The sequence below is a fragment of the Paenibacillus sp. JCM 9796 genome (assembly GCF_055379675.1).
Window position 1 is genome coordinate 693,471 of sequence record NZ_AP043723.1, and the last position, 24,679, is coordinate 718,149.

The following is a 24,679-nucleotide window of genomic DNA, read 5'->3' on the forward strand; positions in this document are numbered from 1 at the left end:
CTTTAGTTAAATAATCTCCAGCTCTTTCAGCTTTTCTTCCGGAACGACGCCGTTCACCCAGCCGCGAACCTGATAATATTCATCAAGCATAATATCCATACGGCTTACCGATCCCGCGCTGTTCCCTGTCGCGGGTTCTTCCGTGAAGCGTTTGGGCAGGTAATCGTCCTCGCGCTTATTAAACCCGGCCAGGTTGTTATAGTAACGTTCCAGATTATAGATTCTCTCCCCGATTCTCATCACATCGTCAGCGGTAACCTCCACGCCCGTCATCGTCGAGTACTGCTGCGCATAGTTGTCGGCATTCTCGGAGAAGGAAGAGAATTTACAGACGTTCATCGAATCGGAGAACGAGAGAAGATCCTGGAATACTTTAAGCAGGGCTCCTTTGCCTTCGGCCTTCAGACGGTCCGTAGGCTCGGGAATTCCCGCAATCTCGCTGGCTACGGTATAGCCGCGCAGGTGACAGGCTCCGCGATTGCTTGTCGCATAGCCCAATCCGATCCCTTGAATACCGCGAGGGTCATAAGCGGGAATCGATTGTCCCTTCACCGCCATAGCCAAATTCGGATCCCCGAACTGCGCGGCCGCACGGGTAGGCCCTTCCGCTAAGATATCCCCGATGCCTTGGCGGAAAACCATCTGTTCGATCAATTCAATCATCCGATCGGCGTCGCCCCAGTTGAGATTCTCGGAAATGAGCCCTCTCTCAGCCGCCTCCATCGTAACGGACAGGACATTCCCCAGTTCAATCGTGTCCATCCCATATTCGTTACACATGTTGATCATGAAGGAGATCGCGGCTCCATCGCTTAATCCGCAGTTCGCCCCCAGCGCCCAGCCCGATTCATATTCGAAGCTTTCCACGCGGGTCTTGTACTTGCCTTCCTTAACTTCGACTTCCTTCTTACAGGCGACCGGACAGGCGTGGCACGTATTATCGGCAACCAGCAGCGTAGCGTTGACCGTCTCCCCGCTATGCCCTTCCGCGCCGTCCCAGTTCGTATATTTGGAGTTCATGGTCGGCAAAGCCCCGACTTCATTAATGAGACTGGTGAGCACGTTCGTGCCGTATACGGATAATCCGCCCTTCTTCGGAGCGGTAAGCCCGCCTTCCATAATAGCCTTAAGACCGTTCTGATTCGCTTTCTTATAGGCTTCGTCCCGGGAAGGAACGGGCATGTTTCCTTTTTGCTCAGCCTTGATGACAATCGCCTTCAGATTTTTGTAGCCTGCGACGGCCCCTGTTCCTCCGCGTCCGGCCGCACGGTCGTTCTCGTTCATAAAGCCGGCGTAGCGCACGAGATTTTCTCCGGCCTGTCCGATCGTCATGACGCTAAGATTGTCTTTCCCATAACGGTCTTTCATCGTCTGTATGGTGGCTCGCGTTCCTTGTCCCCACACATCGCCGGCATCGCGAAGCTCGGCCTGCCCGTTCTCGATGTACAGGTAAACGGGCTTGTCGCTCTTGCCTTTGAAGATGATATTGTCTATGCCCGCCCATTTCAGCCTGGCCGCCGTCCATCCTCCCATATGGGAATCGGTTACGGTGCCGGTGAGCGGAGATTTCGTAACCACGCATAAGCGCCCGCTCATCACGGTTCTCGAACCGGACACCGGCCCCGTCATAATACAGAGCATATTGTCATCCGAAAACGCTTCCACATCAGGGCCGTTATCTAATAAATACTTCACCCCAAGACCACGGCCGCCGATAAATTTCCTGGCCAAATCCTCGTTAATCTCTCTGTAAGCAATGGTTCGGGACGTTAGATCGACAACGACTTCTCGATTTTTAAATCCGCCTAACTTCATTCAACTCGCCTCCCAAAAGGTTGTGAAACAAGTAAAAAGTTGACATTCTATTCATATTATTTCGACATATCCCAATAAATTCCTGCTTTTTCACGAGCGCCCCGCCCGTTTTAAAAAAGATTGCTATGTCAGGAACTTCGTAATACATTAATAATTGAAACTACTTCTATCTTTTGGAAACGATCTGCTAGGGAGGATGAGCCATGAGGCCGAACGGAAGGATTCAAGTGATCTCTTATCTTGTAGGTTTCCTGCTGCTGTTTGGCGTAATCGCAGGCTGTAGCAGTCCAGCGCAGGGTACCGTTGCAAGCGCCGGAGACACAAAATCGATTGTACTGGCAACAACGACCAGTACGCAAGACTCGGGTTTACTGGATGTTATTCTTCCAGTCTTTGAGAAGCAATCCGGGATTCAGGTCAAGGTCGTAGCCGTAGGTACCGGACAAGCGATCCAACTGGGGAAAGACGGGAATGCCGACGTTCTTCTCGTTCATGCCAGGAAAGACGAGGACGATTTTGTCGCTTCCGGTTACGGTGTGAACGCTTATGATGTGATGTTTAACCAGTTTCTGCTTGTCGGACCCAAGGAAGATCCTGCCGGGGTGAAGGGGATGACGTCTGCAACGGACGCTGTTAAGGCCATCGCTGCGGCAAAGGCCGCTTTCATCTCGCGCGGGGATGATTCGGGGACCCATAAGAAGGAGCTGTCCATTTGGAAAACCGCAGGGCTCAAGCCCGAAGGCCCGTGGTATTTTTCAGCCGGCCAGGGAATGGGGGCCACGCTCCAAATGGCGGATGAAAAGAACGCCTATACCCTTACGGACGAAGCGACGTACTTATCCAACAAAGGAAGTCTTGTCGTATTGAAGGAGGGCGATCCTACCCTGCTCAATCCATATGGGGTCATTCAAGTGAAATCCAGCAGTAAAGCGGAGTATGGGGAAACGTTCATTCAGTTCCTCGTCGGCCCGGATGGCCAAAAGCTTATCGGAGAGTTCGGCAAGGCCGACTACGGGAAAGGCCTGTTCGTCCCGAATGCCAAAAAAAGATAAAGGTTTAAAAGGGCGTGTCTATGATTTTTAGCTTGCAGGTCATGGAGATTATTGGGTTATCCATACAAGTTTCCACGATAGCCGTTCTATTCGGTATGCTTGTCGGCATCCCCTGCGGCGCTTTTCTAGGCCTGTATTCCTTTCCGGGAAAGCGCTTTATTGTTATTCTGCTCTTTACTTTGATGGGACTGCCTCCCGTTCTCATCGGCGTTATCGTTTATATGGCGCTGTCCAAATATGGTTTGCTCGGTTTTTTCCAGCTGTTGTTCACCCCCGAAGCTATGATTATCGCGCAGACCATCCTCGTGACCCCGATTATTACGGGACTGACGATGTCTGCGGTTCAGGCACGGGAAAGAACGTATTGGGAAACGGCCAAAAGTCTCGGCGCCACTCCCTTGCAGCTTGTATGGACGATTCTTAAGGAAGCCAGAGGCGGAATTTGGTCCGGCATTTCCACTGCATACGGGCGTGCGATATCGGAAGTCGGCGCGGTGATGCTCGTCGGCGGAAATATCGAGCATGAGACTCGCGTCATGACAACCGCTATCATTCTGGAGACCCGCAAAGGCAATTTCGATATCGCCCTGCAAATCGGTGCTGTACTGCTGCTCATCAGCTTTATTTTTAACAGCTTTCTCGTGGCGGGGGCCTTGCAAAACCTGAACGACGGGAGGAGAAAAACCTGATGAAACCGCTAGAAATTCACAATCTAACTGTTGCCTCCGGGGAGCGCGTCCTTTTGTCCATCCCCGCTGCATCTTTCGATGAAGGCGTCATGTATGGAATTGTAGGACCTAGCGGTGCCGGGAAGAGCACCTTTCTACGGGTGTTGAACCTCTTGGAAAAGCCTCGTTCAGGGAGCTTATCGATCTGGGGGCATAAGGTGAATGCAGCGGAGCTATCCCACTCGAAGGGTGTTCATTTACAAAGACAGATGGCGTTTGTCGCGCAGAAGCCCGTGATGTTCCAAACTACGGTTTTTGACAATGTGGCGTTGGGGCTCAGCTATAGAGGAGTTCCCCGAAGCAGGCGGGCACAGCTGGTGAGGAAAGCGCTCGACCTGGTCGGACTTGAGGCAGCCGCGGGCCGTAAAGCGACCTCTCTCTCGGGGGGAGAAGCCCAAAGAATTGCTCTGGCGCGGGCGCTCGTCCTGGAACCGAAGCTCCTCCTGCTGGATGAACCGACCTCGAATCTGGACCCGGCGAATGTAGCTATCATCGAACAGATCATTACTCGAATCCGCAAAGAAAGAGCTATGACGGTCCTGATGGTTACCCACCATTTGCAGCAAGCCCGGCGATTATCCGATCAATGTCTGTTCCTCCATCAAGGACAGATCATCGAACAGAACGATACGGAAGCTTTTTTCGAATCGCCCCGGCATGAAGCCCTGCAAGATTTCATTAGCGGAAAAATGGTCTACTGACGATCAACGGATGACGAACGGGCACCCTACCCCGGCCGCTCATGAAGCAGGGATAAGCATCCATGCATGCTTATCCCTGCTCCATCCCGTTTCATCGCTCATTTACCTTCAACCGGATACTGGACTAACCGGGCCGCGTTATTTAAATGATAAATTTTCATATCGCAGCTCCTTCCCTACTCTCCTCCACATACGGAATGGTTAGCGGACCAAGCGGCAGCACGGCCACCGTCATCTCCTCGCCATATTTGGCCTTCAATTGCTCCAACGTATTTTCAATGTCCCGGGTCGGCTTGAACATGGCCATCCGGACGTCTTCATCGCCCAAGGTCGAATAGACGTAAACATCCGCCCAAACTTGAATAACCGCCTGTTTTTGTACCTGCCACTGATCGAACATTTTAAAGGAACGGTCATTAATCATGTCCAGTATTTCTTGCGGAGTTTTTCTCATTTGCAAAATTTCCGCATAGTTACCGTGATTAGGCAGACCGTCCGAACATTCGGCGGCGCAAATAATCGTACCTCCTTCTTTCACGATTTTGTGGGCCGCGCTCATCCCCTTGACCGCTTGGTACAAATTTTGATCGAGCGGATAACCCGAATTGGAAGTAATCACAACATCAAACCGGCGATCGCACCTGATCATGGCATGCTCTTTCGTAAATGCGCAGCCTGCATCATGAGCTTCAAACAGTTCTCCGGCAAACACTTGCGTTATTTCTTTCCGACTGTTCAAGGTCACATTCAACATGAAGTCCGGCTTGCACATACGATTTATTTCTCTCGTCATGTCCTGCAAGGGATTGTTGACCATATTCCCCCAGGTGGACAAAGGGTCTCCGATCATCCTGGCATTGTGGAAGGTCAGAATCGTTTCAATCCCCGCAATTCCGGGGACGATGCCTTTAGGCCCCCCTGAAAACCCGGCAAAAAAGTGAGGCTCTATAAAACCTGTGACGATACGGAAATCAGCTTCTACATAAGCTTTGTTCAAATAAGCATCGCACCCGAATTCGCTGTGTCCGATCTTCACCAGCTCGTCTTGATGATGGCAGTGATGGTTAATAACGCGGATATGATCCACGACCCATTCACCCAACATCTGAACGAACTCTTCCCTTGTCTGGTCCCGATGCGTGCCTGTTCCGTTGATAATGACATAGTTATCCAGCGGAACATGCGGAAGTTCTTCAATGATCCATGGAATCAGCTTATCGTTCGGAGTCGGTCTGGTAATATCGCTAATGACAATCGCTATTTGATCCGTAGCTTTGACGAGTTCTCTTAACGGCGGTAAGCCGATAGGCTGCCTTAACGCATTCATGACGGCTTGCTTCTCGTCCTTTAAGCCTTCGAGATGGTGCGGTTCAATGATGACCGAATGATCAGGCACGTTGATGTGTAAGCTTTCTTTTCCGTATAAAATCGTCGTTTTCAAGAAAAACCCCCCCGATGCCTTTATCCATTATCACGAACGATGAAAGAGGCGCCCGCCCATTCATAAGGCGGGTCGCCAATCAGATTACAAAGTTGTCGCGCCGGTGCGGGTGATCTTCACCACATTATTGGTTAAAGCTCCGATTCCTTCAATCGTACACTCAATCGTATCCCCGTCCTTGATAAAATCAGCTCCGGCCGGCGTTCCCGACAGGATGACATCTCCAGGCTGCAGGGTCATGACTCTGCTGAGGTAAGCGATCATATGATTGATTCCGACAATCATCAGGTTGCTTCTGCTGTCCTGCAGCACTTTACCGTTAACATGCGTTTGCAGCAGCAAAGATCGGGTGTCCAGTTTCGTTTCAATCCAAGGTCCGAGCGGGGTGAAGGTATCGAACGATTTGCCTACCATCCAATGACCGTCCGGATGGAAATATTCCGGCGAAGCGACATCGTTTGCAACGGTATATCCAAAAATATAACGCTCCACATCATCTTCGGGGATATTCTTGCCTTCCTTCCCTAGGATGACGGCAATTTCCGTTTCGAATTTGACCTGCTCCAGCGTGGACGGAATGATGATTTCCTCTCCCGGACCAATGACGGTGCTGACCGGTTTAAAGAAAAAAACAGGTATGCTGGGCAACGTCTGCGGTCTCTCATGCTCGAATTCCACATAATTTTTGCCGATCCCGATAATATGTCTGGGCTGAAGAGGAGCGACAAGCTGAACGCTTTCCAAAGCATAGCTGTTCCCCGTATAATTCCATGTCTCGAATACATTTCCCACGATTTCTTGGACCGTTCCGTCCACCACTACCCCGGACCGAACGGTTGGATCTCCCGCTGCGGTAAATCGCGCAAATTTCACTGGTTTACACCTTCTTTATTTAGGATGAGGAGCTGTTCGATCAACGATTATCCCGACTAAGCAAGCAGCCGATAACCGGGCAGCGTCAGGAATTCTTCAAAATCAGGAGCGAGGGTCATCTGGCTGAACAGCTCTCTGGCCTGTTCATATTTCCCTTGCGTATATTGTTTTTCACCGACCGCACTTCGAATTTTGGCCAATTCCTCAACGACCATTTGCTCGAACAATTGTTCCGTGATCGGGCCTCCGTCTTGCAAAACCCCTCTGGGATGACGAATCCACTGCCACACTTGAGCCCTCGATATTTCTGCAGTAGCCGCGTCTTCCATCAGATTATGAATCGGAACGGCTCCAGATCCGCGCAGCCAGGCTTCTATATATTGAATGCCTACGCTGATATTGGTTCTAAGCCCCGATTCCGTGATCGGTCCTTGCGGGACCTCCAGCAAATCGGCGGCCGTCACTTCGACGTGCTCCAGCTGCTTGCCCACCTGATTCGGCGCCGGCATGATCCGATCGAACACCTCCATAGCAACCGGCACAAGACCCGGATGCGCCACCCATGTGCCGTCGTGGCCGTCGGTAGCTTCCCGCTCCTTATCGGCCCGCACTTTGTCCATAGCCGCCTGGTTGGCTTCAGGATCGTTCTTGATCGGAATTTGCGCAGCCATCCCGCCAATGCAGTGCGCATTCCGTTTATGGCAAGTTTTGATCGCAAGCAGCGAATAAGCGCGCATGAATGGAGACGTCATCGTCACAAGACTGCGATCCGGCAGGATGACGTCCGGTCTGTTGCGCAATTTTTTGATATAGCTGAAGATGTAGTCCCATCTGCCGCAGTTGAGACCCGCAATATGATCGCGCAATTCATACAGGATTTCGTCCATTTCGAAAGCGGCCAGAATCGTTTCGATCAGCACCGTTACTTTGATCGTTTGTTGAGGAATCCCGAGCCTTTCTTGAGCGAAGACGAACACTTCGTTCCACAGCCTTGCCTCTTCATGCGATTCCAGCTTCGGCAAGTAAAAATAGGGGCCGCTGTTTTTGCCAAGCAGCGTTCGGACGTTGTGAAAGAAGTACAGGCCAAAATCGAACAAACTGGCCGAAACGGGCTCCCCGTCGACGAGAACGTGTTTCTCCTCCATATGCCAGCCGCGCGGACGCGGAATCAAAACAGCCACTTTATCATTCAACCGATAAGACTTTCCTTCCGGGCTTTCATAACTGATCGTATGATTCACGGCATCCCGCATGTTGACTTGCCCCAGCATCGTGTTCTCCCACGTAGGCGAGTTGGCGTCTTCAAAATCGGCCATGAACAATTTCGCACCGGAATTCAGCGCGTTGATCACCATCTTCCGGTCGCCGGCCGGCCCCGTTATTTCAACTCTTCGATCCTGCAAGTCAGCCGGTACCGGGGCAATCGTCCACTTTCCGCTGCGGATATCTGCGGTAGATGGAAGAAAATCCGGCAAATGCCCTTCATCGATTTTTTTCTGCCGCTCGGACCGTTTGGCCAGAAGCTCTTTTCGCGTATTTCCAAACTTCCGCTGCAGCGACACGACAAACTCCAGCGCTTCGGGAGTCAGTATTTCCATAATTTCGGTTGTTTGCTTCCCTTGAATGACTACATGATCCAATTGATAGTTCTCTTTCATGTCGAATCGTCCCTTCGTTATTTGATTTATCCCTGACCGATTGCTATTTCCGAGGCGTAGGATTCCATGCATTTGGGGTATCCCGTACCGCCGTCAGGTCATGATCGTCCGGCCAAAGCGTCCAGAGCCGCCTGCGCACAAATGATATCTTGTTCCGAGGTTCCTCCTGAAACGCCGATACCGCCGATTAAGTGCGAATCGTGATAAATGGGCAAGCCGCCTCCAAGAATAATCATGTTGTCGATATGCGCTATGCCTTGCAGCTCAGGCTTATCTTTGATTTTGGAGTACCACTCGGAAGTCGGAATTCCGAAGCCAACTGCCGTGTAGGCCTTGTTATGAGCAATTTTCTGACCAATCAAAGAAGCTTTGTCCATACGAAGAAACCCTTTCGGGTTCCCTCCGTCGTCCATGACCATAATATTGACGGCTATGCCTAATTCATTCGCTTTATGCACACAAGTTTCTATCATTGTCATCGTCATCTCTTGCGTCAAAACCGGTTTTTGTCCAACAAATGCCACTGCAATTTCCCCTTTGCTATGATCTTGAATCAGGACTTGCCGTAATTTGCGGTTTTCCCCAGGTCATCTCTTCTCCAATTCGATGTCGGGGAGAGATGAATCAGGCCGCTTGTTTCCGCATGGTTCCAGGTCATTTCATAAATCCCGTTTATTTTCGTGATGAACTTTACCGTTATTTCGCTTCCGTAGGCTGGTGGAAACATGAATTTGTCAGGCAGCTTCACTAAACATTTCGGAGCAGGCGAGTCTGCGTCTATTAAACAAGCAGCATTCACTTCGTATTCATCCTGATGCCAAGCGATCTGATAAAGTCCGGAATGAGGGAACATATAATTTTCCGAGGTCTTCACTTTAAAACTAAAAAATTTGGACTGGCTTGGCGATACGCTCCCATGAATCGTATAGTAATCGCCTAAATAGTCCGGCACACGATCGACTTTACCCGATTGTATAAGCTGCCTGATTAGCGTGGAGCCAATTTTCTGACCATGACGCTCAAGCTTCTCAATCGTAACGATGTTTACTTGCCCCATGGTATGGTCCCGGAGGGAATCCATATTGCCGCGTCCATATTTTCCATATGTAAAATCAAATCCCGCAACGATATGTTTGGGGTTTAGCGGAAGAATAAAGTCGGAAACAAACTGAGCCGGAGCAAGCGATGAGAATTCTTTATCAAAACGAATGACGTACAGGGCGTCAACCTTCATTTGTTCGAATATTTTTATTTTTAATGACAACGGCGTCATGCAAGGTCTCTGGATTTCCCGGGGGTCAAGCACTTCTTTGGGATGCGGGAAAAAGGTCATGACGGCCAGCTGCATGTTTTCCTGGATAGCCAATTTTTTAGCGCTGTTTATAATATGCTGATGAGCCAGATGAACCCCGTCAAAAAATCCCAAGACCAGCACACAAGGCTGCTTGGACTGATCGCCATTCGGGTTTACGGGTGAGTCATAACAATTCACGGCCATTCTCCCTTCAAAGAGATATATAGACAAAATAACGCCGGATCGCATCACTTATCGGAAAAATGGTTGAGACAGGCCGGGCCCGAAGTTGAGAGCAGGTCGCAGATCACCCATGCCGCCTGCTCCTGCTCATCTTCGATTTCATCCGCAGCTGCTAAGAGCCTATTCTTGAGGAACTCCCTTGCGTAAATGTGCTCATTCGCTTACGAAACGCAGGTGAGAGATGGACCTGATGAGTTTTAATGCTGTTTACACCCTTAATTTCGGTCAATGCAGGCTCGACAATAGCCAAGTATGTAAAACCAATGGCCGGACATGCACTGCAGGCCCCTATGAATTCGATGGACACTTCACCATCTTCGTCGATGTCATGGATGATGAGATCGCCAGCATGTCCCCGCAGACGCGCTCTGACATCTTTAATCGAATCATTGATTTCCTTAATCGACGGAACGTGGGTAGACATAGTCTCGTTCATAGGCTTTGCTCCTCACCTTATTTGATAAGTCCGATCGCGCGCGCCTTGGCATCCAGGTCGATTCCTAATGCTTTGGCATAGTTCAAGCCAAATATTTTTTTCTTCATTTCTTCTGTGACATCCGGGTAACCGTAGCCTTCCTGAAGGTCCTCAGGCATTTTGAAGTTATCCAAAATATCAATGTAGGACTGGACGTTCGGCCACAGCCATGCGTCCGTTCCGTAACAGATGCGATCCGCGCCAACGTGAAGAAGCGCCTTGCCGAGCAGTTCGGTCATCGCCCGCGGAGCAACGAAGTATTGGTTGAACCACAGAGGCATGATCATATAAATGTTGGAAAACCGCGAAGCAATGTTGATCGCCTCGTCAATGTAAGGGTCTCCAAAATGGTGCATGGCGAAGTTCAGCTGAGGGAAATCGTACGCCGCCTGCTGCAGGTCGTTCGGACGCAGGTGCTCCACCCGCTGGGTAGGTCCGATCGGCAGCCCTTTATGAAACTGCACGGTTTTGATGCCGAGCTCGATAGCTTTCTCAAATAGCGGGTAGGCGATTTTCTCGTCGTCCGCGCTCCACCAGTTCCTGATGGTCTGAGCTTGGTAGAACTTGATACTGACAGCGCCCATTTCTTTCACTTGGCGCTCCATCTCTTCCATCGCACCGTTGAGCCCCTGGTAGAGAGGATCAACCGCGCCACAGAAGAAGTAGCGATCGGGCTTCGTTTGGGCGATTTCGTACGCTATCCGAACAGGCGCCATGCCATCCTTGAAGACTCCGAAGGCCGGAATCGGCTGCACCACCGCGAAGTCCGTATCGGACTCGTCAAACAGCTTCTTATTCGCCCATTCGTACTCCGGCGGATTCTCGATCCCTGCATACGACACCTGCTGGCCGTTGATGCCTGTGAAGTCGAGGAATCCTTTCATGGACGCCTTGCCCATTCGCGAAGCGTCATTGATCATTTGCTGCTCCCGAAAGTCCATTGCATGTACCACAGCATCGAAAACGATTGCACCGTTTCTCATATCTCTTCGCCTCCAAATTTATATGATCTTTCATCGATCAGTTCAGGCTAACAGACTTATAATTGCTTCGATCCAAGGCCATCCAGCGATACTCGGAACAGGTCGTACGTCTCAGCGATATGCTCGCGCATCAGCTTTTCCGCGAGGTCCGGCTCACGATCCCGAATCGCCGCAACGATCCGGATATGCTGATTCGCAAAACGCAGCATCTGAACCGATGAAGTATGCGGAAAGTACAGCCGACGCGAGAGACGCACCTGGTCGGCGATAGATACCGCCATCCGGGCGATGACGGGGTTACCGCACCCGCCGGTGATCTTGTCATGGAAGTCGCTTCCCAGCGAGACCATGAGTTCGGGATCGGGAGCCTCATTTTTGTTCAAAATTTGACGGTATTCATTATCCACCAGCTCCAGCTCGGACGGATCCATGTAAAGCGCAGCGAGGCGCGCCGCCATACCGTCTATCGCCATTCGGGCCACAAAAAGATCTCTGAGATCGGTCGGGCTTAATATCCGGACGTTTGCGCCCCGATTGGGTATGAGCGTGACTAAACCGTCTTGCTCCAGCTGCAACAACGCTGCGCGGACCGGAATTCGGCTTGCGCCCAGCTCCTCGGCAACGACACGCTCGATGATCGGGTCACCCGGCTGGTAATAGCCCTGCAAGATGCGTTCTTGAATCTGACGATATATCGTTTCTTGCTTACTCATGCTCATAGGTAAAACCTCACTTCAATTTCATTTCCATTCCGTATACCGTATGTCGTCCCCCCCAGCCTATATCGTTCAAGACCGTGCCTGAACCGGGTATCATAACCGGGCTCATCGTTGATTAGACGCTCTGACCACCGGCATGACTAGCCCAGCTTGAAAGGGTCGCGGCTCTGACCGGATAGCTCCACCCAAACGGACTTCACTTGCGTGTACTCCTTGATGGACTCGAGCCCGTTCTCTCTCCCGATACCGCTCATTTTGTAGCCGCCGAAAGGCGTATTGAAGGAGATGGTGCGATAGGAGTTAATCCAAATCGTGCCGGCGCGCAGGGCGTGCGCTACCCGGTGTGCCCGCTGAACGTCCTTGGTCCAGATACCGGCTCCCAAGCCGAACGGGCTATCGTTCGCCTGACGTACAATTTCTTCCTCGTCCTTGGCGGCGATCACGCTGAGCACCGGACCGAAGATTTCCTCCCGGGCCACTCTCATCTTGTTGTTTACGCCCGTAAGGATCGTCGGTTCGATGAAGAAGCCGTCTTGAAGTTCCGCTTCCGACGGGGCTTTGCCGCCGTAAACCAGCTCGGCGCCCTCTTCCAGACCGATGTTAATGTAGCTCTGCACTTTGTCGAGCTGCTCCTTGAAGGCGATCGGTCCCATCTCCGTCTCCATCTCCAGCGGGTTACCCAGCTTGATGGAGCGGGCCTTCTCAACAAGCCGCTTGACCAGCTCGTCATGGATGGATTCCTGGACAATGAGTCTCGATCCGGCGATGCACGTCTGACCGGTAGCCGCGAAAATACCGGCGACAACCCCGTTGACCACTGCATCGAGGTCCGCATCATCGAAGACGATATTCGGAGACTTGCCGCCCAGCTCGAGCGTGACCTTGGCGATATGTTCCGCAGCATCCTTCATCACCCGTTTCCCGGTCTCCGTAGAGCCTGTGAAGGCTATTTTGTCCACGCCAGGATTCCGGACAAGAGCGCTCCCCGTAGTGGCGCCGTAACCGGTTACAACATTGAATACGCCATCCGGGAAGCCCGCCTCCTGAATAAGCTTCGCAAACTCCAGCGTGGAGGCTGGCGTTTGCTCGGCGGATTTGACTACGAATGTACAGCCCGAAGCAAGCGCTGGCGCGAGTTTCCAGGTTAACAGAAAGAGCGGCGAGTTCCACGGCATAATGGCGCCGACCACGCCTAGGGGCTCTCTCCTCGTGTAAACGAAGAAATTAGGCTTGTCGGAAGGAATGGTTTCCCCCTGGATCTTATCCGCGGCGCCTGCGAAGTAGTAGAACCACTCCGACATCGCGCTGAGCTGTCCGCGCGTTTCTCTCAGGAGCTTGCCATTGTCCATACTCTCGATGGTAGCGAGCTCTTCCGTATGATCCGCAATCAGCTCGGCCAAGCGACGCATAAGCCGCGCTCTCTCCGTCCCGGTCATCTTCCCCCACGGGCCCTCGTCGAATGCCCGGCGAGCGGCATCAACCGCAGCTTCTACATCCTCTGCGTCAGCTTCAGGTACGGTGGCCCAAACTTTGCCCGTGTAAGGATTAATCGTCTCGAAGGTTTTGCCTGAGCGGGCGTCGACCCACGCTCCTCCGATAAACATCTTGTAGTCACGAACATCGACAGCCTTCGGTGCCTCGATCAGCTTCATTTTCCCCAACTCGTTCACCTCTCTCGGTTTAGTGTAAAGGGTGTGTCTTTACTTTAATTGTATACCAATTGAATACCATAATCAAGGAAATTTTGGCAATATTACCACTCCTCTTCGGGTCAAGTTTGACCGCCCTTTACTGGTCCAAGCACTGCCGCATGAGGATGAACCCGGCACGCCGCAGCATGGCCCGGACCTTCTCATGGACTTTGTGGGTCTTGGGAATAGGGCCATCCATTCATGTTCAGGAATGCCTTCGTGGTGTGACTGCCATCTTGAGTCTCGGCCAGCGACTTGGGCCCCTCGAAGCCGATTACTTTCCACCCGATATGATCTTTGTTGCCTCCGTAGACCGGATCTGAATAAAAGCCTTGTCTCGTATGAAAGACCAGCGTGTGAAAAAAGTCCAGTCCCTCATCCGAAACGGGCTGATTGGATGGAGGTGCGCCGCCTACGGTCGAGTCTTCGTCCCCGGCCTCCGCGTTTATCAGGAACGGCTGTACCGGCGGCTCGCCGGAGAGCGTAAGCAGCACCTCATCCTGCTGCTCTTCGGTCAACGCGATGAACGCTGCGCCGAATTTCTCCCGGCTTACTTCGTCCAGCTCGCGGACGCCCTCCGTGTACTTATCCTGCATGGCCTGCATGCGCGTAATCCAGGCTTCGAAGTCTTTGCCCGCCAGCTGCAGGAATCCGCTGCCGTCGGCGTTAGCATAAATGTAGTCGGTACCGGATATGTAGCGGTCAATATACCGCACCACATTCGCTTCTCGCGCGCCCGGGTCGTGATCGGTGGGAATGATGCGCGCCGTGGCGGCCTCGATGGTCAACCATTGGTGTTCGTCGAAGAACAACCGCTCGTCGGTATTGGCGTCAATCGGGAGCATCTCCCAGTTGCTTTGGCTAGTCATCGCTCCTACACATCCTTTCTTATCGTGCCTGAACGGCTACGTCCAGACCTTTGCCGTGCACCTGGGCGATATATTCCGAGCAGCGCCAAGCGTTAGCCATAATCGTAAGCGTCGGATTGACTCCCAGGTTCGGTAAGAAGCTCCCGTCAAGTACGTACAGGTTGTCGACGTCATGCGCCCGGCACCATTTGTTCAACACGGACTTCGAGGGGTCGTTCCCCATCCGGGCTGTGCCCTGCTCATGGCAGGTGTTGCCGTTAATGCCCTCCATGTACACGGGGATGGTCTTGCTCGCGCCGGCCGCTTTCAATATCTCGATGTTCTTATCGACCTGCCAGTTCCCTTGACGGATGTCATTAGGGTGAGCGGTATGCGTTATTCGTGCGACCGGGAGTCCCCAGGCATCCTTAACCTCCGGATCCAGTTCAACCCTGTTGGTCTCCCGGGGCAGATCGTTAACGAGGACGCCGATCTTCATGCTGTGGTTAAACAGCTCCCGGTCTGTGTCCTTGGCCGCCTTGCCCCAGGTCGGCCGTCCTGGAAAGGTCCAGTTCACCGGAAGGCCCAAGCCGGACGCACAGATCAGCGAACCAAGAATATGTCCCCGGCTTTGATCCGTCTCGTAAAATTCCATGGAAGCTCCATTCACATAAGATCCCGCCCAGCCGTAAAGCGGGTCGTGAATTTCCTTATCGAACAAGCCGATGGCGAAGATGTACTCATGAAAAGTTACGTTTCTCCCCACTTGACCGCTGCTGTTCGCCAGTCCGTCCGGAAATAAATTCGACTTGCTCGCAAGCAGCAAGCGTGCCGATTCAATGGCCCCGCAGGCTAGAATCACGATGCTGGCCTCCTGCTCGACCTCGCGTCCGTTCTCGTCGATATAGATGGCTCCCTTGGCGCGTCCGTCCTTGTGCAGCGTAATTTCGCGTACGTAAGTATCGGGCCGCAGTTCTAGCAGCCCCGTCGAAAGCGCTTCCGGAACAAACGTATGCAAGGTGCTCGACCTGCCACTTGTCGGGTCGCCGAACTGCTGCACGAACCCGGAGTGGTTAGAAGGCTTTCTTCCTTTGTGCTCCTTCGTAATTACCGCTTGAGGCATCGGGAATGAATTATAGCCCAGCTTGGAGCATGCCTCGTGAAACACCTTCCCGTAAGGGGACAACGGCATCGGCGGGCAAGGGTACTCTTTGCTGCGCGGTGCCTCGTACTTATTCAAGCCGCCCTTCCCGGATACGCCGAACTCCCACTCCACCTTGGTGTAATACGGCTCGAGCTCTTCGTAGGTAATAGGCCAATCGGCAAGGCTGGCGCCCGGGACATCTCCGTGCAAGGTATGAAGCATGAAATCCGACTTCGCAGCGCGCGGGAACCACCCGCTCATATGTACAGTTCCTCCGCCCACCAGGTTGGGAGTCGGCGAGAACCTGCGAACCACCGTTTGGGCGTTCTCATCGGGCCGGTAAGTACGCGGTTTTAATTTCTCGTCCGGCCAAATGTAGTTCCGGTTGAGGAATTTCAGTTCATCCCCGGAGAATTGCTCGGGCTTCAACCATGGACCGCGTTCCAACGCTACGACCTTCAGACCGGACTCGGTCAAAACCTTGGCCGCCGTTGCGCCGGTTGCTCCTGTTCCAATGATGAGGACGTCGACTGGATCTGGCTTATGAGCGTAATTCATACTTCGTACCCTCCCTAATTTATGTACAATATAAATTCTCTGGCAGGTTATCCTTTTCCTTCTTCTTTTCTGTAATCGGTTTCATCCGTTCTTGACGAATGCTGCCGAACCGGGATAGTGAATCCTGTGCTCTCGCTTTCGCCTCAACGCCGAAACCATTTAATCAGTTTATTAAGCCGTTTGGGACCTTCCCCGCCGGTAAAGAATACGGCGATGAGAATGACCAATCCCAGCACGATCAGTTGGGGCTCCGGCAGGATGCCGACCAGGTTCATGATGTTGGAAATGATGCCGATGAGGAGACCGCCTATAACGGCGCTGATCGGATTGCCGGTCCCGCCGAAGAGCGACGTCCCTCCGACTACCGCGGAAGCGATGGCATTGAGCTCATATCCCTTGGCGAGCAGCGAGCTGCCCTGCTGAAGCTGGGCGGCCAGGATGAGTCCCGCCAGACCAGAGAACAGTCCGGATATGACATAGGTGGTGATCAGATTGCGATTGACGGGCAGCCCGGAGAGACGGGCGGCTTCGGGGTTGCCGCCGATGGCGTACAGCTGGCGGCCGAAGGTTGTATATTTCATAATAAAGGCAGTGACGAGCATCACCACAATAACCAGAATGACGGAGTTCGGTATTCCCAGGAGACTTCCTGTAAATAGCTTCAGGTAGGTTGGATTGGAGACCTCAATCAGGGTGCCGACTTGAATGAGATACGCAACCCCTCGGGCGATGCTGAGCATCGCGAAGGTGGCAATGAAGGGTGTAATGCCCCCGTAAACGACAGCAATGCCGTTGATCAAACCCGCTGCAGCGCATACGGCCAAGGTTAACGCAATGACGATCGGAATCGGCAGGCCCTGCCGCAGCAGGACAGCGACCATCACCGTTCCCAGAGCGGCAATCGAACCGACCGACAAGTCAATGCCGCGTGTGACAATGACTTTGAACTGACCGATCGCCAGGATCGAAACAACAACTCCAGTCACGATGATGTTCTCGATATTGCGGCCGGTCAAAAAATAGGGCGAGGCGATCGCTCCTGCCACCACAGCCAGACCCAAGAAAATAACGAGGTAGCTTCGCTTGATGAGATCGACGATGCCGGATGAAGCGAACACCGGCCCCCGCGATACCACCGACGTCTCTTCCTTACTGGACTTATTCAGCGTCTGCATGACTGTCCCCACCTTTCACTTGTATTCTTGTATCAGTAGCATTGCGCGATGACCACATCGCCGTGAGGATCCACTTCATCGTGCAAGAACTCGCCAACGATCCGACCTCGGGCGATGACTAGAATACGATCGCACATAAGCGTTTCTGGAAGCTCCGAACTCATGAGCAGCACGGATCCTCCCTCACGCACGAACTCCCCGATCAACTTGTAGATCTCCTCTTTGGCCCCGACATCAATGCCGCGTGTAGGCTCGTCAAAGATCAATATTTTCGTTTGGCTGGCCAACCATTTGGCAAGCACCACTTTCTGCTGGTTACCGCCGCTAAGATTCACGACTTTTTGATCCGGACCCCTCATCTTTATGTTCAGCGATAGGCCCAGTTCCCGAGCGCTCTGCTCCTCCCGGTTGCGGTTAATCACCGAATAGCGGCTCACATCGGATAAACTGGCCATCGTCACATTCTCAGTTACTGACATATTCAACACAAGGCCCTCGGTTTTGCGGCTTTGCGGAAGAAGTCCGATCCCTGCGCGGATGGCCTCGCTTGGACTTCGGAGCTTCGTCGGCCGACCGTTGATCGTGATCTTTCCGCTTATCCGTTCGCGTGCGCCGAACAGGCAAGCGGCCAACTCCGACTGTCCGCTTCCCACCAAACCCGCCACGCCGAGCACCTCGCCACGGTGAAGCTTGAAGCTTATATCGTGGAGAACGGAGCCATCATGGAGGTTCTCGACGGAAAGTGCGACATGCCCGGGATCGCCTCCAAGTCCGTAACGGGGCTTCTCGCCTCCCCCCAACGATTCTCCCAAGAGCGAGCCCCCGAGGTTTCTCCCGATCATCGCCCGGACGATGTCCGCCGGCGTCGTTTGATCAACCTCGTACGTTCCCACCTTGCGGCCGTCGCGCAATACGGTGATCCGCTGACAGATTTCAAAAACCTCATCCATTCGATGAGAAATATAGATGAATGTCACACCCTGTTTCTGAAGGCTTTTCAGCACCTGGAGCAGACGTTTAACGTCCTGCGCAGGCAGGGTGGCTGTCGGTTCATCCAAAAGTATGATTGGAGGGCGACCGTGGAGCGTTTTTGCCACATGCAGCACCTTGGCGAGTTCAACGCCCTGCTGTTGGGCGGTGGTTAACGAGCTGACCGGCTGATTCACATCGATGTTGATGCCGAGCCACTCAAGCGCCTCGCGGGCCCGCTCCCGCATCGTTCGCCAATTCAGGACTCCGCCGGCGCCACGCGGTAAGTCGCTGAGAAAAATGTTTTCAGCGATCGAGAGGCCCGGTACGAGGCTGAGCTCCTGATAAATAGTGAAGATCCCCTCGCGTTGACTGTCGTGCGGATTGTTGAACCGTACAGGTCTGCCCTCCAGCTCAATCGTGCCGCTATCAGGCCTTTCCACTCCGGACACCGCACGGATGATCGTAGATTTTCCGGCGCCGTTTTGGCCGGCCAGACAGTGGATTTCACCCCGGCGAATATCCAGGTTAATACGGTGCAGCACCTGGATACCGGAGTATGACTTACAGAGCCCTCGAAGGGAGAGAGCCAACTCTTCTTGTTCGACCATTTGACGCTGCCTCCTTTCACATCTGTGAGAGTGCTCGCTTCGACGAAGGAAGCCTGACACATGATCGGCAGGCTCACCGTCGTCCAGCGAGCGTCCGGCGTTCGAAGTCATTGATCCTCTGCCTGTCGTCTTATGCCTTCTCGACCTCACCGGTAAACTGCGCTTGTTAACCGTTCGTCATATGGCTTTTCCTGCATCCTGCATGTATGTTCCCGTTCGGGATACTTTTATTGAAGTTTGGTGAGAGATTCTTTGGAATAGTAGTAGCTGATGTTGGGGTCGTAGAACTGTTTGGCGTTTTCTGGGGTGATAAGGACGTTTTCCGTGTATCTGGCTCCGCCCGGACAGCTCGTCTTGTTCCCCTTGACCGCGTCTATCGCCATCTGAACGGCCGTTGCACCTTGCAGGTACGGCGAGTTCGACACAGTCGCTTGGAGAGGACCATTCGGTTCGTCCATCATCTTCTTGGCAAGAGCCATAGCGCCATCGTAGGAGACTATAATCACTTTGTCTAGGACGCCGGCTTCCCGCAAGCCTTGCTCAATGCCGGCGTGCATAACGTCACTCATGCTGAATACCGCTTTCAAATCGGGGTTCGCCGTGGCGATTTGTTGAACCGGTACGCGAGCTTTGTCCGGCAGCCATTCGCCATAGCGGATAGGAAGGATTTCAATTTTGTGGCCCGGGTTCGCTTCGAAGTAGCCATTGAAGCCTTTGAGGAAGCCCTCTTGCCGTAATGCCGTCGTACTTTCGCCGGAGTAGCCGCCAATGACGGCCAGTTTGACCTTCTCGTCTTTACTGTATTTCTGCGCAATTTTTCTCGCTAACTCTTTACCTGCCGAGGCAGCGGTGTCCAGCTGATCTTCCGCTACGAAACAGTACGACTTCTTCTCAAGCTCTGGGCTAAGACGGGTGTTGACCGCAACGAGAGGGATGCCCTCTTTCTCCAGTTCATTGACGGTATTCGCTATACCTCGAGGATCAAGCGCATTCACTACAATGCCCTTAGCACCTCTGCTCATCATGTTCTGAATATCCGAGTTCTGTTGGACTGCATCTCCTCCAGCGTCTGTTACTAAGATCGTCACACCCTGTTTCTCGGCTTGAGCTTTGGCCCCTTCAATCAGCATCTTATACCAATCGCTTCCGGCAATGCGGTGTTGTGAGAAGCCGATGATGAGGTTATCGCCTCCCTTTGTCCCGGACTCACCCGCACTGGACGGTTGGCTGCAACCGTTGAGAGTTAACGCAATAAGCCCTAAGCCTAACACAGTACGACCCATCTTTTTCATTTGGACCACACCCCTTTATTCAGTTTTTTTGTTTCCACATTGACGGCATCGGCCAGCTTCCGTTCGATGGCAATTCTACCTAACCGGCATGTTGAGCTCCTCCATCCCGCCTTATTTTTTTCAAGCATTCTGACTTATGTAAGCGTTGTCACAATAGTATACCAAGTGAATACCATTGTCAAGGCTTAAAAACTATATGTGGAAAGATATATATTTAACTACAAATATCCCAGTTTTTATGCGATATTCTCCATCAACCGACTTCAGCACAACTCATTTCCGCCCATTAAGCAGCCGTATCCAATCGCAATTCGCCTGCAGCCCCCTAACCATTTAGCCACGATGCAACGAATTCCTGCTGATGGCTATTGATTAACTTGAGATTCTGGTTTATAATATATGTATACAAGTATACGACTAGAATTTGAGTAATGAAATTATTATAAAGACCAAAGGAATGAACGAAATGGTTCTACAAGAAGAAATCATGCTGGAAGCGCTTGAAGACTTCCCTGCCTACCTGCCTTTGCGAGAAGTTGTATATCAAACCTTAAAGAAGGCGATACTGAACGGAAATTTAAAGCCCGGACAGCTGCTGAGCGAGAATCTGATTGCTAACAAATTATCGGTGAGCCGTACCCCGGTTCGGGAAGCCCTTCGCAGCTTGGAAAACGAAAATCTGGTTTCCGTACTTTCAGGCCGTAAAGTGATTGTATCGATCCCGACGATTCAGGAAATCGAAGAAATCTATGACATACGCTTGATTGTGGAAGCGGAGGCCCTCCGCAAAATTACAGCAGACGACAGCGCAATTATCCAACAGCTGGAAAATTGCGTTACAATGGCGAAGGTCCACCTTGAAAAGGAAAACTTGCAGGAGCTTCATAAAACCAATTCGGAATTTCATCTCACCATCATTTCCGCCTTGCAAAATAACAAATTAAAGCAGTTTGTCGATTCGCTTCAGGACACCATATCCCGGTACAGCCTGTACTCCAAAACAAACTACAAGCTGGCCCAAGACCTGGAGGATGATCACTCCCAGATTCTGACTCATCTCAAGCAAGGCGATAACGAATTGGCGGTTCAAATTTTACGTCAGCATTTCACAACGACCAAGGAAATATTGAAAGCGATGTTCTAATACAGCGGGCAAATCGTCCGGTTTGAAAAAGACAACAAAGCACCTTCAGCAAGGGATCGTCGAGAAAAACTCGAGGGTCCCTTTTTGATGCGTTCTCAGATGATGAACAAAGCCCCGCCGATCGTTCTCCCCAATAATAAAGAACGGCTGCTGACCTTGGTCAGCAGCCGGATCGAAGATGATCTCCATCATAGGAGATGAACGTGATGAATAAGAGCAGCCGGCATCAAGCTAGTAAAACGCCATTTTGAGTTAGCACCTGTTTTAATTCCTGGACATCGATTGTTTTCGGAGTGAGCCCTCTCGTCGTGGCGAGAGCAGCCGCAGTTCCTGCAGCCTCGCCGATTGCCACGCAGGATGGCATTGCTCGGACGGCAGCAGCCGCTTCATGCGTAGCGGAAATACAACGGCCGGCGACCAGCAAGCCTTCCAGTTCAACAGGCAATAACGCGCGATAGGGTACATCGTAGCTATCGTCTACCTGGATCCAGGTGCTCTTCGAATCTCCGGGATTATGAATATCGATAGCATATCCACCACGCGCCACGACATCATCAAACCTTGTACCCTTCACGACATCCTCCTGCGTGAGTATATATTCGCCGATGATTCTATGGGTTTCCCTAATGCCTGCTTCGTTGGCCGTCTTGATGAGGAATGACTTTTCAAAACCAGGCACTCGTTTTCTTAAGAAATCTACAACCGACATCGTCTGGTATCGCAGCTCCACCTCTGCAGCTGTAACTTCAGACGCATTGGTCCCATCTATGAAATTAACGCGGGTAGCATTAACGGTAACTTCGCCTTCCCTTACGTTTGTAAACAAATTCAAGGTTTCTCTGCCTATGTTATATTCGCCGTTTACTTTAGCCGCAGCTATTTCCTGCCAAAATCCTGAACAAAACAGCTGTTTACGCTGGCTGCCGGCAGGAAGATCTCCTTCCGCACTGCCTATCGCGTACCATCTGAAATTGTCCCGGTTTCTCTTGATTTCTTCTTCGACCCGGTCGACATTCACGTTACCGACTCGGCAGTACACGGTGACGGGCATTTTTTCCCCGTCTTTTTCCCGGCCTTTTACCGTTTTGGCCCCCGCTTTCACAGCGACGTCGGCGTCCCCGGTGCAGTCGACAATGACTTTACTGAATAAAGTATGAGCGCCGGATTTGTTAAACACCGTAATGCCTTTCACTACGCCATCCTCAACCCATACATCCTTCAACAAGGTATGGTATAAAAAGCTCACTCCGGCATCTTTGGCCATCTTCGTTAACACAAATTTCAGGTATTCATCATCGAAAGGCGTAATCACGGGATTTTTCCCCCAGGGCGGGTTCCCTTCCTTGGGGCGGATAGGACCATGGCATGCTCCCATTTCCTTTAAGGAGTCAAGTATTTCTTTAAAAAGACCGGCTATCGTCGGTTCGCCATGAGCGTCATAATGGTTCGCATACGGCGACACTAGTGCAGAAGTTGAAGCCCCGCCCAGGTAACCATTCTTTTCGACCACAAGTACTTTGGCCCCGTTTCTAGCTGCCGCAATAGCTGCCGGCGCCCCCGCCGTTCCCCCGCCAACCACAATGACATCCCATTGATCATGCACTTGCATAACAATCCCTCCTCTGAAAGTTTTACGATATGTAGAAGTGTCGGTTGATTGCTGCTCCTCGCGGAGCACTTGTATACATGTATAACGTCTTGTATACATGTATATTAAAGCGTTATCAATGAATTGTCAATATTTATATTTACACATCTCAGCCCAAAAACATGAAGAAGCCCCATCCGAAGAGGGGCTTCTTCATGTTTTTGCGGCTCGGTCAAGCTTCATGGCGAGGCATTCCGTGATTTCTGCCCTGCCTCTTCGCATGATACATCGCCATATCCGCATTTTTTACCAATGCTTCTATCGTTTCTCCATCAAACGGGAACATGCTGATCCCAATGCTTGTTGAAATATACAGATCATGATCTTGAATACGGAAGGGCGCATTCAATGCCTCCATAATCTTCTGGCAGTAAGCTTCCGTTTCCGCTTTTGACGTATTTGGCAGTAGGATGGTGAATTCGTCACCGCCTTGACGTGAAACAATCCCTTTATCCGATACAAGATCTTGTAAGCGCTGGGACACACGCTGCAGAAGAAGATCGCCGACGGAATGACCCATCGAGTCATTAATGAATTTGAATCCATCCAAATCCAGATAAAGCACGGCAAACAATTGATTTTTTTGTTTGGCTTCGGCCATCGTCTTTTCAAGGATATGTTGAAACGATTTACGGTTGGGGAGTTCAGTTAAGGAATCGAAAAATGCCAATTTTCGAATGGTTTCCTCCGCTTTATTACGTTCGATTACCAGCCCTATTAAATAAGCGGAACGCTCGATCATTTGGAGTTCCCTGGTTTCGGGAGATTTTCGAGTCTTGTAATAGATAGCGAATGTTCCGATCACCTGATTGTCTTTATCCGTAAAGGGGACAGACCAGCAAGCCCGAAACCCGTGATCCAGCGCAATCTCGCGGAAATCCCGCCATAACGGATCATTCTCAATGTCAGATACAATAATATTTTTGTTATAATAGGCGGCGGTTCCGCAAGAACCCATGTCCGGTCCAATTCGTATGCCGTCTACAGCCCGCAAGAAAGAAGCCGGAAGACGGAGAGCCATTCCATGTTTTAATAAATCGTTTTCAAGCAGCAGAATGGAACAAACAGCCTCTGTTTGCTTCTCTACAAATTCAATAATGTGACCTAAAATATCTTGTAGCGGCCTGCCTTTGGCAACCATTTCCAGAACCACATTTTGCTCGTTCAAATGATCTTGAATTAACTTTCGTTCAGTAATGTCGCGGCCGACAACAATTAACCACTCCCGCCGACCATCCTCGGCCATAACAGGTTCTTTAATAAACTCGATAATTACGGTCGAGCCGTCGGAACGCTTGAATTTTTCTTCAAAATGAATCGTTTTGCCTCTTCTCCAGGCTTCATTGTCGGTTTCTTCGCATGTATGAAAAAACTCTTCCATATGCGGCTTAGAGCGTTGAAAATCAAGATTTGTTTTCCCCTTATACGCGTCACGGTCTAACTCAAATAACTGCAGCGCAGCATCATTCGCTTCAACCCATACCCCTTTACCGTCTTTAAAAACAATGATATCAGGCATGATTTGAATTAATGTCAGCAGGTAATCACTTGTCTTCTCTTTTATATGTTCTAACATGGGCACCATCTCAGTTCCGTGAAGGTAAAATAATTACTCAC

General features: G+C 51.5%; 21 protein-coding genes. 4 read left to right on the plus strand and 17 right to left on the minus strand.

From position 1 onward, the window contains the following. Nucleotides 1–6: 6 nt before the first annotated feature. Complete coding sequence (locus tag ACZ439_RS03495; RefSeq protein WP_054795411.1) at nt 7–1,815, minus strand: aldehyde ferredoxin oxidoreductase family protein; 1,809 nt, start codon at nt 1,813–1,815, stop codon at nt 7–9. A gap of 203 nt (nt 1,816–2,018) precedes the next feature. Between ACZ439_RS03495 and ACZ439_RS03500 the strand changes: the two genes are divergently transcribed. From ACZ439_RS03500 to ACZ439_RS03510, 3 genes are read left to right on the plus strand one after another with little or no spacing between them, the layout of a single operon-like run. After that, complete coding sequence (locus tag ACZ439_RS03500) at nt 2,019–2,867, plus strand: ABC transporter substrate-binding protein (RefSeq protein WP_464620627.1); 849 nt, start codon at nt 2,019–2,021, stop codon at nt 2,865–2,867. A 20-nt stretch (nt 2,868–2,887) separates the two neighbouring features. After that, nucleotides 2,888–3,556: an ABC transporter permease gene (locus ACZ439_RS03505; protein ID WP_141334663.1), complete on the plus strand. Its 669-nt coding sequence runs from the start codon at nt 2,888–2,890 to the stop codon at nt 3,554–3,556. Next, the gene (locus tag ACZ439_RS03510) at nt 3,556–4,296 is read left to right on the plus strand and encodes an ATP-binding cassette domain-containing protein (protein WP_464620628.1); all 741 of its coding nucleotides are present in this window, start codon (nt 3,556–3,558) and stop codon (nt 4,294–4,296) included. Before ACZ439_RS03505 ends, ACZ439_RS03510 begins: the two co-directional genes overlap by 1 nt. Before the next feature lie 157 nt (nt 4,297–4,453). Here the strand turns inward: ACZ439_RS03510 and larA are convergent, their stop codons facing one another. From larA to ACZ439_RS03580, 14 genes are all read right to left on the minus strand, one after another. Next, nucleotides 4,454–5,737, minus strand: a complete 1,284-nt coding sequence (larA, locus tag ACZ439_RS03515; RefSeq protein WP_464620629.1) for a nickel-dependent lactate racemase — start codon at nt 5,735–5,737, stop codon at nt 4,454–4,456. Between the two features lie 84 nt (nt 5,738–5,821). Next, entirely contained in the window at nt 5,822–6,610 is a 789-nt protein-coding gene (locus ACZ439_RS03520; RefSeq protein WP_464620630.1) for a fumarylacetoacetate hydrolase family protein, read from the minus strand. 56 nt (nt 6,611–6,666) lie between these two features. Continuing rightward, nucleotides 6,667–8,268 (minus strand): malate synthase A, encoded by a 1,602-nt coding sequence (aceB, locus tag ACZ439_RS03525; RefSeq protein ID WP_201318868.1) that lies wholly within the window; start codon nt 8,266–8,268, stop codon nt 6,667–6,669. 98 nt (nt 8,269–8,366) lie between these two features. Next, nucleotides 8,367–8,792: a GlcG/HbpS family heme-binding protein gene (locus ACZ439_RS03530; protein WP_054795410.1), complete on the minus strand. Its 426-nt coding sequence runs from the start codon at nt 8,790–8,792 to the stop codon at nt 8,367–8,369. Between the two features lie 29 nt (nt 8,793–8,821). After that, nucleotides 8,822–9,760, minus strand: coding sequence for a hypothetical protein (locus ACZ439_RS03535; RefSeq protein ID WP_464620631.1), 939 nt, complete (start codon nt 9,758–9,760; stop codon nt 8,822–8,824). 157 nt (nt 9,761–9,917) lie between these two features. Next, nucleotides 9,918–10,241: a NifU family protein gene (locus ACZ439_RS03540; RefSeq protein ID WP_054798920.1), complete on the minus strand. Its 324-nt coding sequence runs from the start codon at nt 10,239–10,241 to the stop codon at nt 9,918–9,920. A gap of 17 nt (nt 10,242–10,258) precedes the next feature. After that, nucleotides 10,259–11,263, minus strand: a complete 1,005-nt coding sequence (locus ACZ439_RS03545) for an amidohydrolase family protein (RefSeq protein ID WP_127606472.1) — start codon at nt 11,261–11,263, stop codon at nt 10,259–10,261. 56 nt (nt 11,264–11,319) lie between these two features. Continuing rightward, the gene (locus tag ACZ439_RS03550; protein ID WP_054795406.1) at nt 11,320–11,982 is read right to left on the minus strand and encodes a GntR family transcriptional regulator; all 663 of its coding nucleotides are present in this window, start codon (nt 11,980–11,982) and stop codon (nt 11,320–11,322) included. A 140-nt stretch (nt 11,983–12,122) separates the two neighbouring features. After that, on the minus strand, nt 12,123–13,634 hold the full coding sequence (locus ACZ439_RS03555) for an aldehyde dehydrogenase (RefSeq protein WP_054798927.1): 1,512 nt from the start codon (nt 13,632–13,634) through the stop codon (nt 12,123–12,125). 200 nt (nt 13,635–13,834) lie between these two features. After that, entirely contained in the window at nt 13,835–14,542 is a 708-nt protein-coding gene (locus tag ACZ439_RS03560) for a gluconate 2-dehydrogenase subunit 3 family protein (RefSeq protein WP_141334602.1), read from the minus strand. 19 nt (nt 14,543–14,561) lie between these two features. Continuing rightward, nucleotides 14,562–16,223 (minus strand): GMC family oxidoreductase, encoded by a 1,662-nt coding sequence (locus tag ACZ439_RS03565; protein WP_141334600.1) that lies wholly within the window; start codon nt 16,221–16,223, stop codon nt 14,562–14,564. A gap of 143 nt (nt 16,224–16,366) precedes the next feature. Then, complete coding sequence (locus tag ACZ439_RS03570; protein ID WP_464620632.1) at nt 16,367–17,398, minus strand: ABC transporter permease; 1,032 nt, start codon at nt 17,396–17,398, stop codon at nt 16,367–16,369. Nucleotides 17,399–17,430: 32 nt separating this feature from the next. Then, on the minus strand, nt 17,431–18,978 hold the full coding sequence (locus ACZ439_RS03575; protein WP_141334598.1) for a sugar ABC transporter ATP-binding protein: 1,548 nt from the start codon (nt 18,976–18,978) through the stop codon (nt 17,431–17,433). 227 nt (nt 18,979–19,205) lie between these two features. Further along, entirely contained in the window at nt 19,206–20,270 is a 1,065-nt protein-coding gene (locus tag ACZ439_RS03580; RefSeq protein ID WP_054798918.1) for a sugar ABC transporter substrate-binding protein, read from the minus strand. A gap of 466 nt (nt 20,271–20,736) precedes the next feature. Here ACZ439_RS03580 and ACZ439_RS03585 point away from each other — a divergent pair, with 466 nt between their 5' ends. Further along, nucleotides 20,737–21,414 carry a GntR family transcriptional regulator gene (locus tag ACZ439_RS03585; RefSeq protein WP_054795400.1) on the plus strand — a complete coding sequence of 226 codons (678 nt, stop codon included), beginning with the start codon at nt 20,737–20,739 and terminating at the stop codon, nt 21,412–21,414. 226 nt (nt 21,415–21,640) lie between these two features. Here the strand turns inward: ACZ439_RS03585 and ACZ439_RS03590 are convergent, their stop codons facing one another. Continuing rightward, on the minus strand, nt 21,641–23,023 hold the full coding sequence (locus ACZ439_RS03590) for an FAD-dependent oxidoreductase (RefSeq protein ID WP_196426854.1): 1,383 nt from the start codon (nt 23,021–23,023) through the stop codon (nt 21,641–21,643). Between the two features lie 211 nt (nt 23,024–23,234). Next, nucleotides 23,235–24,638: a diguanylate cyclase domain-containing protein gene (locus ACZ439_RS03595; protein ID WP_464620633.1), complete on the minus strand. Its 1,404-nt coding sequence runs from the start codon at nt 24,636–24,638 to the stop codon at nt 23,235–23,237. Nucleotides 24,639–24,679: the final 41 nt, after the last annotated feature.